Annotated in this window: 11 protein-coding genes; 10 read left to right on the forward strand and 1 reads right to left on the reverse strand. The window is 41.9% G+C overall.

Translation table 11 applies throughout. The annotated features are described in order from the left end of the window. Positions 1–60 precede the first annotated feature (60 nt). On the forward strand, positions 61–879 hold the full coding sequence (locus FO440_RS19460; protein ID WP_144249966.1) for a DUF4349 domain-containing protein: 819 nt from the start codon (positions 61–63) through the stop codon (positions 877–879). Between the two features lie 138 nt (positions 880–1017). On the opposite strand, the gene purD is transcribed toward FO440_RS19460, so the two are convergent. Continuing rightward, positions 1018–2292 (reverse strand): phosphoribosylamine--glycine ligase, encoded by a 1275-nt coding sequence (gene purD, locus FO440_RS19465; RefSeq protein WP_144249967.1) that lies wholly within the window; start codon positions 2290–2292, stop codon positions 1018–1020. Positions 2293–2370: 78 nt separating this feature from the next. Here purD and FO440_RS19470 point away from each other — a divergent pair, with 78 nt between their 5' ends. From FO440_RS19470 to FO440_RS19510, 9 genes are all read left to right on the forward strand, one after another. Then, entirely contained in the window at positions 2371–3180 is an 810-nt protein-coding gene (locus tag FO440_RS19470; protein WP_144249968.1) for a hypothetical protein, read from the forward strand. Between the two features lie 323 nt (positions 3181–3503). Further along, positions 3504–3992 (forward strand): hypothetical protein, encoded by a 489-nt coding sequence (locus FO440_RS19475; RefSeq protein ID WP_144249969.1) that lies wholly within the window; start codon positions 3504–3506, stop codon positions 3990–3992. An 8-nt stretch (positions 3993–4000) separates the two neighbouring features. Next, on the forward strand, positions 4001–4813 hold the full coding sequence (locus FO440_RS19480; RefSeq protein ID WP_144249970.1) for a hypothetical protein: 813 nt from the start codon (positions 4001–4003) through the stop codon (positions 4811–4813). Between the two features lie 38 nt (positions 4814–4851). Continuing rightward, positions 4852–5670 (forward strand): hypothetical protein, encoded by an 819-nt coding sequence (locus FO440_RS19485; RefSeq protein WP_144249971.1) that lies wholly within the window; start codon positions 4852–4854, stop codon positions 5668–5670. 133 nt (positions 5671–5803) lie between these two features. Further along, on the forward strand, positions 5804–9118 hold the full coding sequence (gene secA, locus FO440_RS19490) for a preprotein translocase subunit SecA (RefSeq protein ID WP_144249972.1): 3315 nt from the start codon (positions 5804–5806) through the stop codon (positions 9116–9118). A 97-nt stretch (positions 9119–9215) separates the two neighbouring features. Continuing rightward, positions 9216–9656: an SPOR domain-containing protein gene (locus tag FO440_RS19495; protein WP_144249973.1), complete on the forward strand. Its 441-nt coding sequence runs from the start codon at positions 9216–9218 to the stop codon at positions 9654–9656. A 14-nt stretch (positions 9657–9670) separates the two neighbouring features. Beyond that, positions 9671–10855, forward strand: a complete 1185-nt coding sequence (locus tag FO440_RS19500; RefSeq protein ID WP_144249974.1) for a M20 metallopeptidase family protein — start codon at positions 9671–9673, stop codon at positions 10853–10855. Positions 10856–10959: 104 nt separating this feature from the next. Further along, a complete protein-coding gene (locus FO440_RS19505) occupies positions 10960–11880 on the forward strand; it encodes a hypothetical protein (protein WP_144249975.1) in 921 nt (306 codons plus the stop codon). An 80-nt stretch (positions 11881–11960) separates the two neighbouring features. Then, positions 11961–13214, forward strand: coding sequence for a type IX secretion system plug protein (locus FO440_RS19510; RefSeq protein ID WP_144249976.1), 1254 nt, complete (start codon positions 11961–11963; stop codon positions 13212–13214). Positions 13215–13282 lie beyond the last annotated feature (68 nt).

The raw sequence follows: 13282 nt of genomic DNA on the forward strand, positions 1-13282 counted from the left end.
TCCTGGTAAAACCGGCCGGTAAAAAGGGATAGTTAAACCTATTTTAAAATCTTTAAACCTATGAAAGCAAAATCATTAATGATGCTGGCCGGCATTGTATTGTTCGGCGCGTGCAAGGGCCGGAGCGATTACGCCACAACCGACAGTGTGAACACAGGAAGCGCAAAGCTGGTAAAAACAGCCGATATGCGCATCAAAGTGAAAAATGTACAACAAGTAGCCGAGCAGGTCTCGAAGCTTACACAGCTATGCGGCGGTATAGTAATGCACCACACCATGAAAGCCAATGTGGTAAGTAACCAGGATCTGCAATTAAGTAACGATTCCATTAAAAAGCTAACCGTATATAATACCGATGCCGACCTGGTGATCAAGATCCCGACGGCATATATTGAGCCTTTTATGGACTCGCTTAACCATTTTGGTACTTATGTAGATCAGCGGCAAATGGATATTGAGGACCGATCTATCGATTACCTGTCAACAAAATTAAAAGCCGAGAACAGGCAAGCCTCAGTAACCTTACGGAAAAATATAAAACTTACCCAAGGCGGTGCCGACTCTATACTGGCTTTAAAGGATGATATCGTCGATAAAAAGATCAGTAATTTAAAAACTGACGATGCCGTTGAATACAGCACCATCACCTTGAACCTATATCAAAGCAACACCATACACGCAGAAACGGTAGCTAACGACGATTTGAGCAATTACAAAACGCCAATTAGCACCAGGGCAGGTTTAGCCTTCTCACAAGGCTGGTCGCTTTTTTCTGGAATAGTGATTGAACTGTTAAACCTATGGGTGTTTATAATAGCTGCCGCTATAATTTGGTACGCAGTAATATTATACCGGCGAAAAAGAAAAGCAGTTGTATAGTTACCAAACAATAAAGGCTTTGCATTTGCAAAGCCTTTATTGTTTAATTGTTATTCTGAGCGATAGCGAAGAATCTGCAAACTTTGCATGCACCGCGCGGCAGATGCTTCGTTCCTCAGCATGACAAAAGGAGACAATTTATATCAAATCAAACCCAATATCTTTCCTAAAATAACAGCCATCATAATAGATCCGACTGGCATCGGCAGTGGCTTGTTGCAGGGCGTCGAACATATTATCGCGCAGGGCAGTAACCATGAGTACACGGCCGCCTGTAGCTAAAATATCCTCGCCGCTTTGGGTAGTACCAGCCTGGAATACATGCGAACCACGAACGTTTTCAATACCGCTTATGGCTTTGTTTTTTAAATACTCGCCCGGGTAGCCGCCTGCTACGCAAACGACAGTCGCGGCAACTTTGTCAGACACGGCAAAGTCAACTTGATTTAAGTTGCCATTGGCTACACCTAACAGCAGGTCAACCAGGTCGGCCTCAATGCGTGGTAATACGCTTTCGGTTTCAGGGTCGCCCATGCGGCAGTTATATTCTATCATGTATGGGTCGCCGCCAACATTCATTAGCCCGATGAAGATAAACCCTTTGTAGGGGATGCCTTCCTGTTTCAATCCGTTAATGGTCGGGATTATGATCCTGTCCTCAACCTTTTTTATAAACGCGGCATCAGCAAATGGCACCGGCGAAACGGAACCCATGCCTCCGGTATTTAAACCGGTATCGCCCTCGCCAATGCGTTTATAGTCTTTAGCTGATGGTAATATTTTATAATTGTCACCATCGGTTAGTACGAATACGGATAGCTCGATACCGCTCAAAAATTTTTCGATCACTACTTTTGAGCTCGCCGCGCCAAATTTCGCTTCGGTAAGCATTTCTTTCAGTTCTTGCTCGGCTTCGGCCAAAGTAGGGCAGATCAGTACACCTTTACCGGCTGCCAGGCCATCGGCTTTTAAAACAATGGGTAAGCCTATGGTTGGCAGGTAGGCTAAACCCTCCTGCAAGGTGTCGGCAGTAAAAGTTTGTGATGCCGCCGCCGGGATATGATGGCGGGTCATGAATTGTTTAGAGAAATCCTTGCTGCCTTCTAACTGCGCGCCTTCGCGTTGCGGACCGATAACCGGGATATTTTTTAATTGCTCGTCGTTCAAAAAGAAATCATGAACACCCCTAACCAGCGGTTCTTCAGGGCCTACCAATACCAGGTCAATGTTATTGCTTAGTACGGCTTGTTTAATGCCTTCAAAATCATTAACGCCTATGTTTATATTGGTGCCGTACTGGCCGGTACCCGCATTACCGGGAGCAATAAAAAGTTTGTCGCATTTTGGGCTTTGGGCCAGTTTCCAGGCGAAGGCGCTTTCCCTTCCGCCTGAACCGAGGATCAGGATATTCATGCGGGCAAAGATAATTATTTGGTGATAGGTTGTAATATTTTATAAATTCACATTACCAATTTAAACCTGTCAATTCCCATGATCAACCAAATATTAAAATCGTTGTTTATTACCGCTATTTTAACAACGGTATTTACAAACTGCTTTTGCCAGGTTGACCCCTGGATAACTAATAAAACATATAAAGATTCAAGGCTTAAAGGAAGAGTCGACTCATGTGTAACTAACATTGTCTTTATTTCTTATAAAGACAGTACAGCAAAAAAGCAACTTAGTGCTAAAATTGTTGAATATTATAATAAGCATAATGAGATCATAAAAAAAGTTGACTATATGTTCAACGCTGACCCTGATACCGCTGAAGTTATGAAAAGACCTTTAATAACAGCTTACAATTACAACAAAAAAGGGGGTTTTGAAAAAATGTTTTATCGTAAGTCAAAGCCAATTTCAAAAGACATTTTTACTTATGCCGATGATAAAACAGCAGGGATTTTAAAACAATACAATTTACCGGATAATAAACTGTCTGGTATAACAAAAATAAAACTAAATGCCCGGGGCGATATAGAAGAAAGTGTTGAGTATAGAGATACTGCGTACAACGCAAAACCATTTAGAAAGATCAATTATGAATACAACCAAAATGGTTTTTTGACAAAGTATACTGCCAGCTATACTCATACCACACGCACACAACAAATTTTTTATACATATGATCAGGACAATAATATGATACAAGTACGCAGATCAGGAGATCCTGAACCCAGTATCGAGGTTTATACGTATCCTAAATTTGATAAATCACATAACTGGTTAGAGGAAGATATGTATGTGGATGGGAAATTGATTTATGTGTTTGAGCGGCGTATAGTTTATCATAAATAACTAGCAATATGAAGCGCCAATCATTAAAACCCTTTTTAATAATCATATTGCTATTGGTCAGTTCGGTTTCTCATGCCCAGTTTATTAACGGTTTGAACCATAGACTTAATTTACACGGCAAGGTACAATTATGCGTAACAACACAATATAACCACCTTAGGTATGATACTTCAGCCAGATATAAAGTTTCATTTGATAGCCTTATATTCAATAGTAAAGGTCAGGAGATTAAAGGTTTTACAACGAGTGCTGTACGGGGCGCTGATACAAATAAAAAGTATTGCTTCATTCCTAAATACGACAAAGCTGGTAACTTAACGGAAGTGTTATCTTACGACGAAAACGGCAATGCGGAATTCAAAAACGCTTATAGTTACTCGGCCAACAAAAAGCTTGTCACACTTAAAGGATACTTTCTGGACGGAAAACGTTCATACACAAATTCAGAAAGTTATAAGATAGATGCATCCGGCCGGATACTTGAAAAATATCATTACAATGAAGGTTTTGCGCCGGACGTTAAATACCAATATGAAAAAACAGTTTATAAATACAACGCGAAAGGTTTACGGGTTGAAGAGGTAGAATATGATTTGAATGGTTCAAAAACATCGCAAAGGTTTAACAAGTACAATCAAAATAATGACTTGGCAGAAACGAACTACATATGGCTAAAAGACCAGCGCGGTAATGAGCACATCACCTTTACCTATACAAAATATGACAAGCATCATAACTGGCTGATAAAAAATCTGTTTCTTAACGGTCATTTTCATAGTGTTACTGAACGGCAGATTACCTATTACAAATAACCAACAATATGATCCGTCAATTATCAAACTCATTTTTCTTCGTTATTCTGTTGCTAACTTCAACCACTATAAATGCTGTTGCTCAATTCTCCTATAAAGTTTATGCAGGTTCCAAACCCAAAGGAAAAATAGATTCTGTCATAACTACCTTGTCTGACCAAAATAAAACTGTGGAAATTTTTGACAAAAAAAGGCAGTTAGTCGAATTTTATGAATATCGTAATACAATTTATGAGTTTGGGATGGTTCGTGATACTACCAGGACATTTTATTATTATGATAAAAAAGGTCTTTTATTAAAAAGTGTAAACTTCAGGGTATCTTACTTTCCAAGCGCATCACCCAAACATCAAACAGACTCAACCATTTGGCATTTTGTAAAGGAGGGGGCTGGTTATATAGCTAAATTTGATTGGCATAATGGTTCTACAGTTGAGCACATATATAAATTAAATGAAGCATTTCAATTGATTGAAGAAAGCTTTAATCCAATAGGCGATAACCAAAACTGGTTTTATGAATATGATAAAAATGGATATTTAACAAAGCAAACTATGGTTTTGCCTCCCCGATATCATGTAAAAAACGAAAAATATTACGTAAATGATGCAAATGGTAATATTATAACAGCGGATATCCCAAACACAGAAGATACCCTAAGCCAAACTTTTAAATACTTCTACACCCACTTTGATAAAGCGGGCAACTGGTTGGAGAAAAAGATTTACAGATTGATCACTGAAGATTTTGAAGATTATTTGTTGAATAAAGAAGATTATTTATGGAATAAACAAGAACGGCGCATCACCTATTATAAATAACCAATCTTTAATTGTTTACAAATTAGATTAATAAACTTATGATACGCCAATTATTACTGATCTTTGTTTTATCAGTTTCTTCAGCAACTGTATTTGGCCAATTTATTGGCGACTCATATTGGGATTCTAGACCTAAAGGCAAAATAGACAGTGTGGTTGAAACCAAGTATGAATTTAACGATAACGATACAACAGGCAGGCGCTTTTTTGATAGGTTTGTCTATATCTTTAATGCTAAGGGCCAGGTAATAAAATCCACTGAACATTCTATGGATAGCTACTTTACATCAGTTACTTTTTATACCTATGATGAAAGGGGTTATATACAGCAAAAACAAATCGATGAAAAAGACAATAGAACCGGTACGCTTAACCCGGGTTCAATGATATTTTATACTTATACACCGAATTATCAATGGGTTAAAGTTGATCGTCATTGGACCGGTAAAACCAAGCCCGATTCTCCGACTGATTTTGTAGAGGCAATTGACCTTGACCAATCAGGAAAGCCACTCAAAGACAGTAGTTTCTATATCGGAACTTTACAGATGATACGCAGGCACAATTATAACTATAATATCAAAGGTAATCTTGTTGAGCTGGACGACGCTGAAGGGAATTTAGGTATCCTACCTTCAAAAACATACTTTACTTATGATGATAACCAAAATATAATCAAAGACGAATATATGATTCACCGTGGAACCTACAATAACATTAAAGCGCTTATAGGAACGTATATCCGGCAGTACAACTACCCTAAAGTGGACAATAACCATAATTGGCTTCTCAAAAAAGAATATGTTGATGGCAAATTCGAAAGTATAACCGAGCGACAGATTTATTACGCTAAATAGGTTCTTACTTAACAATCTTTAACCTTTTCTCCTTCTCCCTTTCGGCTCAAAAACGTACCTTTGCCTGCCATAATGACCTTAAAATTACAATGGCGTAATTATTGAGTTTGCTGTGACGTATCAATTATAATTTATGTTAAATTTTATAAGTAAGCTTTTCGGAAGCAAATCAGAACGGGATGTAAAGGCAATTATGCCTTTGGTTGAAAAAGTAAAAGCAGAGTTTGCCAAACTTGACCAGATAACTAACGACGAGCTTAGGGCCAGGACGTTAACATTTAAAGAAACCATCAAACAAGGCTTAGCTCAGATTGATGAAGATATACAGGCTATAAAAGATCAAACCGAGAGCAATCCGGATATGGATGTTCACGAAAAGGTTGAACTTTATACTCAGCTTGATAAATTACAAAAAGACAGGGATAAGGAACTGGAAGTGATCCTGTTAAACTTATTGCCAGAGGCTTTCGCGGTAGTAAAGGAAACTGCTCGCAGGTTTACCAACAACCCAACTATTGAAGTTACCGCTACTGATTTTGACCGTACGCTTGCCGCTAAAAAGAGCAACGTTATCATCAAAGGCGATAAGGCTATTCACCATAACAAATGGCTTGCTGCAGGTAATGAAGTTACCTGGAACATGGTACATTATGATGTACAGCTGATAGGCGGTATCGTATTGCACCAGGGTAAGATCTCTGAGATGGCAACAGGCGAGGGTAAGACATTGGTGGCTACGCTGCCTGCTTACTTAAATGCTATTGCCGGTCAGGGTGTACATATTGTAACCGTGAATGACTACCTGGCACGTCGTGACTCGGAGTGGATGGGACCATTGTATGAGTTCCACGGCTTATCGGTTGATTGTATTGATAAACATGAGCCAAACGGCGAAGAACGCCGTGCCGCTTACCTGGCCGATATTACCTTTGGTACCAATAACGAATTTGGTTTTGACTACCTGCGTGACAATATGACACGCAGCCCTGAAGAATTGGTACAACGCAAGCTGCATTATGCCATGGTGGATGAGGTTGACTCGGTTTTAATTGACGACGCGCGTACACCTTTAATTATTTCGGGCCCGATACCTCGTGGAGACGAACATGAGTTTTATGAATTAAAGCCACGTATCGAGCGTTTGGTTAATGCTCAAAAATCTTATATAAACGGTGTTTTAAACGAGGCTAAAAAAGCTATCGCCGAAGGCAAAACCGGCCCTGAAGAAGGTGGTATGGCCTTATTACGTGCCTTTAGGGGTTTGCCAAAAAGCAAGGCGCTTATAAAATATTTAAGTGAAGGCGGCAACAGGCAGACTTTGTTAAAGTCTGAAAACTATTATATGCAAGACCAGAACAAGGAAATGCATAAGGTAGATGCCGAGCTTTACTTCGTGATAGACGAAAAACAAAATTCGGTTGAGCTGGCAGAAAAAGGTATCGAGTTGATCACTGCATCTGGCGAGGATCCTCATTTCTTTGTGATGCCTGACGTAGGTACTGAAATTGCCGAAATTGAAAAATCAGATCTGCCTGCAGAAGAAAAAATCGCCAGGAAAGATGAGCTGATGCGCGATTTCTCCATCAAATCTGAGCGCATCCACTCAGTTAACCAATTATTAAAGGCTTACACTTTATTTGAAAAAGATACCGAATACATTGTTGACGAAGGCAAAGTAAAAATAGTTGACGAGCAAACAGGCCGTGTGTTGGATGGCCGTCGTTACTCTGACGGATTGCACCAGGCTATTGAGGCTAAAGAGAACGTAAAAGTTGAAGATGCGTCGCAAACCTTTGCTACCATTACGCTTCAAAATTATTTCCGTATGTACCACAAGCTTTGCGGTATGACGGGTACTGCAGTAACAGAAGCAGGTGAGTTCTGGGAGATCTATAAACTGGATGTGGTTGAGATACCAACCAATACCCCAACCAGCCGTTCTGACAAAGAAGATCTGGTTTACCGTACCGTACGTGAGAAATATAATGCCGTTGCCGACGAGATAGTAAAACTAACCCAGGCAGGCCGCCCGGTGCTGGTAGGTACCACTTCGGTTGAGATCTCGGAATTATTAAGCCGGATGCTGAAACTGCGTGGTATAAAACATAACGTACTTAACGCCAAAATGCACCAGAAAGAGGCGGACATAGTAGCCGAAGCGGGCCAAACCGGTACGGTAACTATAGCTACCAACATGGCCGGCCGTGGTACGGATATTAAATTAGGCGCCGGAGTGAAAGAAGCAGGCGGTTTAGCCATTGTAGGTACAGAGCGTCATGAGTCTCGCCGTGTTGACAGGCAGTTGCGTGGTCGTGCAGGCCGTCAGGGCGACCCGGGATCATCTCAATTCTTTGTATCGTTAGAGGATAACCTGATGCGTTTATTCGGATCGGAAAGGATCTCAAACCTGATGGTGAAGATGGGTATTGAAGAGGGCGAAGTGATACAGCATTCTATGATCTCGAACTCGATTGAGCGTGCACAGAAAAAGGTAGAAGAAAACAACTTTGGTACCCGTAAACGTCTGTTGGAATATGATGACGTAATGAACTCACAGCGTACTGTTGTTTATACCAAACGTAAAAACGCGTTGTTTGGTGAGCGTTTAGACGTTGATTTGAACAACACCGTATTTGACGTGGTTGAAGACGTAGTGACCGAGTATAAAGAACAAAATAATTATGAAGGTTTCCGTTTAGAGATCATCCGTTTGTTTTCCGTCGATGTAGAGATTTCGCAGGAAGAATTTACAGGCACGCAAATAAATCCGCTGGTTGATAAAACGTTTGCTGAAGTGACCGAGTTTTACAAACGTAAATCAGAAGCTATTGCACAGCAGGCGTTCCCTGTTTTGCAGGATGTTTATAATACACGCGGTAACGTCATCGAAAACATAGTAGTGCCGTTTACTGATGGCGTACATGCGATACAGGTAGCCGTTCCGCTTAAAAAGGCGGTTGAAAATAATGGCATTGAGGTAATTAAATCTTTCGAAAAAAATGTTACCCTTGCCCTGATAGATGATGCCTGGAAAGAGCACCTGCGCGAGATGGATGAGTTAAAACAATCTGTACAAAACGCGGTTTACGAACAAAAAGATCCGTTATTGGTTTATAAGTTCGAGGCATTTAACCTGTTCCGCTCGATGTTGGCTACGGTTAATAAAGAGATGGTGAGTTTCTTGTTCCGTGGCGGTATTGCAGCTCAGCAAGCACCCGAAGAGGTGCAGGAAGCAAGGCCGCAGCCTAAAACGGATATGCGTAAAATGCGTACCTCAAAACCGGAACTTGTTGGCGATGGTGGACAGGGCTTACCTGAGTTTGAGGATACGCGCGAACAGCAAAAACCAACGCCTATCCGTGTAGAACAAAAAATAGGCAGAAACGACCCTTGCCCTTGCGGTAGCGGTAAAAAATATAAAAGCTGCCATGGCATAGGCCAGGCGTAAAATTCTTGGACCTTGATTAAAGGATTAACTAATTACCTTGACCATGTTCAGGGTAATCCTGAAATCAAGCGAATCAAGGTTTAGACAATTTAGAAGCATGAAACACGCACCCGATTATAAAGCAATTTTTAGCAATATAGCCGGGTGCATTTTTTTTATAATTATTTTTATCCCGGTGGCGGTGCATGCACAAACCCGCGGCACGGTCGAGGTGATAAAAGATCCGCGGATAGATACACTGGCGGCAAGGCGTGCCGGCTTAAAGGTGAATGGTACTACGGCTGCCAACTATCAGGTTTCCAACAACGGTTACCGGGTGCAGATCTACAACGGAACAAACCGCAAGGACGCTTACAGCGCCCAGGAAAAGTTTACCAACTTATACCCGGATACACGCACCTATATATCGTACAGCGAACCTAATTTTAAGGTACGTGCAGGGGATTTCAAGACAAGGCTTGAAGCCGAAAAATTAATGCAGGAATTAAAGGGGAAGTTTATCAGCCTCTTTATCATCGAGGGTAAAATAAATCCCTAAAACATCAACAGGAAATGATTAAACAGAAGATACAGCAACTTTCTAAAAATATTTATAGTAATGTGGTAGCTAACCGCCGTCATATCCATTCGCACCCCGAGCTTTCTTTCCATGAGGTAGAAACATCTGCATTTGTGGCCAAGAAACTGGATGAACTGGGTATTGGCTGGGAACGCATGGCCGATAATGGTCTGGTAGCCCTGATAAAAGGCGAGAAGGCATCTGATAAAGTTGTTGCCCTGCGTGCCGATATGGATGCGTTGCCTATCACCGAGGCTAACGATGTACCCTATAAATCACAAAACGAAGGGGTAATGCATGCCTGCGGACATGATGTACATACCTCGTCACTGTTAGGTACTGCCAAAATCCTGACCGAACTGAAAAGTGAGTTTGGCGGCACGGTTAAACTGATCTTTCAGCCTGCAGAAGAGCGTTTGCCGGGTGGTGCGAGCCTGATGATAAAAGAAGGTGTCCTTGAAAATCCAAAACCAGATGCTGTACTTGGGCAGCACGTGATGCCTTTGATAGATGCCGGTAAATTTGGTTTCCGCGCAGGCAAATACATGGCATCTACGGATGAGTTATATGTTACTGTAAAAGGTAAGGGTGGTCACGGCGCTCAGCCACAACAAAATGTCGACCCGGTAATTATTACCGCGCATATATTGATCGCTCTGCAGCAAATTGTAAGCCGCTTTGCGGATCCTAAAAATCCTACTGTATTATCATTTGGTAAGGTGATAGCAAACGGCGCTACCAACGTTATACCTAACGAAGTTAAGCTGGAAGGTACCTTTAGGGCGATGAACGAAACCTGGCGCGCTGATGCCCACATTAAAATGAAAAAAATGGCCGAAGGCATTGCCGAAAGTATGGGCGGCAGTTGCGAGTTCAATATCATGAAGGGCTACCCGTTCCTGATCAACGAGCCTAAGCTTACCGACGCTACCCGCAGCCACGCCGAAGATTACCTGGGCAAAGAAAATGTGGTCGACCTGGATATCTGGATGGCAGCAGAAGATTTTGCTTATTATTCGCAGGTGGCTGATGCTTGTTTTTATCGCATGGGGATCCGCAATGAAAGCCGTGGTATAACATCGGCAGTACATACGCCAACCTTTGATATTGAAGAAACCGCGCTTGAGCAAAGCATTGGTTTAATGGCGTACTTGGCGGTTAAGCAGTTAGGGAATTAATTATTCCAGACTTGTCATTCTGAGCGATAGCGAAGAATCTGTAAACTTTGCAATCGCCGCTGTGCAGATGCTTCGTTCCTCAGCATGACAACCTATAATTTGATATGATCAAAAAATCCCTCATCGCTTTTTGCCTTTTGCTTTCTGCTTTTAGCTTAAAAGCGCAACAGCACCGTTTTAACCCGGATACTATATTGACAGTGGTGATCGATTCACCGGTTAATATCCGCTCGCACCGGTTAAATGCGCAAGATTTTATTGATGCCGTAATTGCCGATACCGGTTTTTACAAGGCTTTCCGCAATATGAAGCGCTACGGCTTCACTGCCGAAAACAGCATCTACACTTACGATAAAAATAATAAGACGGACGGCGAGATCCACCGTGTTGTAAAGCATACCATAGTTAACGGCAAGCATAAAACCGAATACCTAGTAAAGCAGGACAAAGGTAATGTGTACAAGCGCAACGGCAAGTATGAGCTTTACACTGTGGAGATGTTTGATTACATTTTTAACAATGCCTACAATTCTGATTTTTCTGCAAATGATCCGTTGGCAGGCGTGGGCAAAAATGGTTCATACAAGGATAAGCTGAAAACGCTCATCTTTTCACCAGGACGTAAGGTTACGGGGATTCCTTTTCTGAGTGGTAAAACAGAGATCTTTGGCCCCGACATGCGGCAATTTTACAACTACGAATTTGCCCGGGGTAAATACCTCGACTCTATACCCGTTTACCGCTTTAAAGTGATAAAAAAGCCAAGCGCTGCAGATGGTGATGTCATGATAAAAGAGCTGACCACCATTTTTGATATGCGCACTTTTAAGATTTTGGGCCGCTATGTCGACATGAAATACAATAATTTTTTGTTCGACTTTGATGTAAAGATGAACATTGAATTGATCCCTTATAATAACGAGTTACTTCCCGCCAAAGTAAGTTACCAGGGCAATTGGAATGTGCCGTTCCACAAAGAAGAACGGGCCAGCTTTTTGATCTTGCAGAAGGATTATTCGAAATGATATAAATCAAGTGTCTTTGCGCTTAATCGCAGAGGGATCAGCCCTATGCTTTGGCTCTCTTTTTTCGCTATTATTGTGGTATGAAAAAGTGTCTCCTTATTCTTTTTGTATTCGTCACTTTTAAATGCGCTGCTCAACCCTATGCAGACAGCGTTTACAATCCACATATCAAAACCATCGAGTTTTATAATACTAAGAAGCAGGCTTCTTTCCCGGTAATTACTTTACAGTCGGGCGAGCAGGTGCTGCTGACTTTTGACGACCTGCGCGGCGGCAGTATCAATTACTATTACAGTATTGAACATTGCGACAGCAAATGGAACTTGTCGAACATATCGGCAGCCGAATACTTAAAAGGTTTCCAGGAAGACAGGCTGACAGATTATACCTACTCGACCAATACGCTGCAAAAATATACCCACTACGAGCTCAAACTGCCAAATGACATCATAGCGCCCAAAATCCCGGGCAACTACATTCTTAAAGTTTATGAGGACGGCGACAAATCAAAGATCATACTTACCCGCCGGCTGTATGTGTTAAGCAACCGGGTAGGGGTGTCTGCCGACATCGTTTCGTCAAATGACCCATCGCTAAAGCAAACCAATCAGAAGATCAATTTCCAGGTAAATTATTCGGGCTTGAATGTGCAGAACCCAAATGCGGATATCCGGGTGCTGCTGCTGCAAAATGCCCGAAGCGAAACCGGCATCTGGAGTAATACGCCCACCAGTATCAGGGGTACACAGCTGATTTATAATGATGTCAGCATAAATGACTTTCCGGGTCGCAACGAGTTCAGGCGGTTTGATACCCGCAGCCTGAAATTAAACTCTGAGCGGGTAGGGCATATTTACCGAGATACCGCCAACACGGTTGTACTGTTAGGCGACCCGTTACGTAACCAGCCTGGTTACTCTTTTCAGTATGATAACGACGGTAACTTTTTTATCCTGAACACCGAAGGCAGCGAGCCGCGGCGCGACGGTGATTACGCGCATATGTATTTTAGCCTGGCTGCCAATAAAACGGATAAGGAAGGCGCAGCCTACATTGTAGGGAAATTTAACGACTATAAAACCGATGCTGATAGCAAACTGGATTATGACCCGGTTAAAGGGCGTTTCTTTACCAACCTGTTTTTAAAGCAGGGGGTGTATGATTATGAATATGTATGGTCAGACCGTGGTACGGGCAAGCCGGATGATATCCCGATAGAGGGTACCCATTTTGAAACCGAGAACGATTACCAGCTATTGGTTTACTATCGCCCGGCAAACGCGCGCTGGGAAGAACTGGTTGGTTACAGGTTGTTAAATACAGTTAAGAAATAGCTCCGACTAATTATCCTGTTCATGTCATAAAAAGCTCCTAGTCCGGCTTATCCGGCGGGCAATCCTTA

The organism is Mucilaginibacter corticis, from assembly GCF_007558865.1.
Classification (GTDB): Bacteria; Bacteroidota; Bacteroidia; order Sphingobacteriales; family Sphingobacteriaceae; genus Mucilaginibacter; species Mucilaginibacter corticis.

What these genes read in the sequence shown, in the direction of transcription:
- FO440_RS19460 (WP_144249966.1), top strand. Translation starts at nt 61, where the DNA reads ATGAAAGCAAAATCATTAATGATGCTGGCCGGCATTGTATTGTTCGGC.
- purD (WP_144249967.1), bottom strand. Translation starts at nt 2,292, where the DNA reads ATGAATATCCTGATCCTCGGTTCAGGCGGAAGGGAAAGCGCCTTCGCC.
- FO440_RS19470 (WP_144249968.1), top strand. Translation starts at nt 2,371, where the DNA reads ATGATCAACCAAATATTAAAATCGTTGTTTATTACCGCTATTTTAACA.
- FO440_RS19480 (WP_144249970.1), top strand. Translation starts at nt 4,001, where the DNA reads ATGATCCGTCAATTATCAAACTCATTTTTCTTCGTTATTCTGTTGCTA.
- FO440_RS19485 (WP_144249971.1), top strand. Translation starts at nt 4,852, where the DNA reads ATGATACGCCAATTATTACTGATCTTTGTTTTATCAGTTTCTTCAGCA.
- secA (WP_144249972.1), top strand. Translation starts at nt 5,804, where the DNA reads ATGTTAAATTTTATAAGTAAGCTTTTCGGAAGCAAATCAGAACGGGAT.
- FO440_RS19495 (WP_144249973.1), top strand. Translation starts at nt 9,216, where the DNA reads ATGAAACACGCACCCGATTATAAAGCAATTTTTAGCAATATAGCCGGG.
- FO440_RS19500 (WP_144249974.1), top strand. Translation starts at nt 9,671, where the DNA reads ATGATTAAACAGAAGATACAGCAACTTTCTAAAAATATTTATAGTAAT.
- FO440_RS19505 (WP_144249975.1), top strand. Translation starts at nt 10,960, where the DNA reads ATGATCAAAAAATCCCTCATCGCTTTTTGCCTTTTGCTTTCTGCTTTT.
- FO440_RS19510 (WP_144249976.1), top strand. Translation starts at nt 11,961, where the DNA reads ATGAAAAAGTGTCTCCTTATTCTTTTTGTATTCGTCACTTTTAAATGC.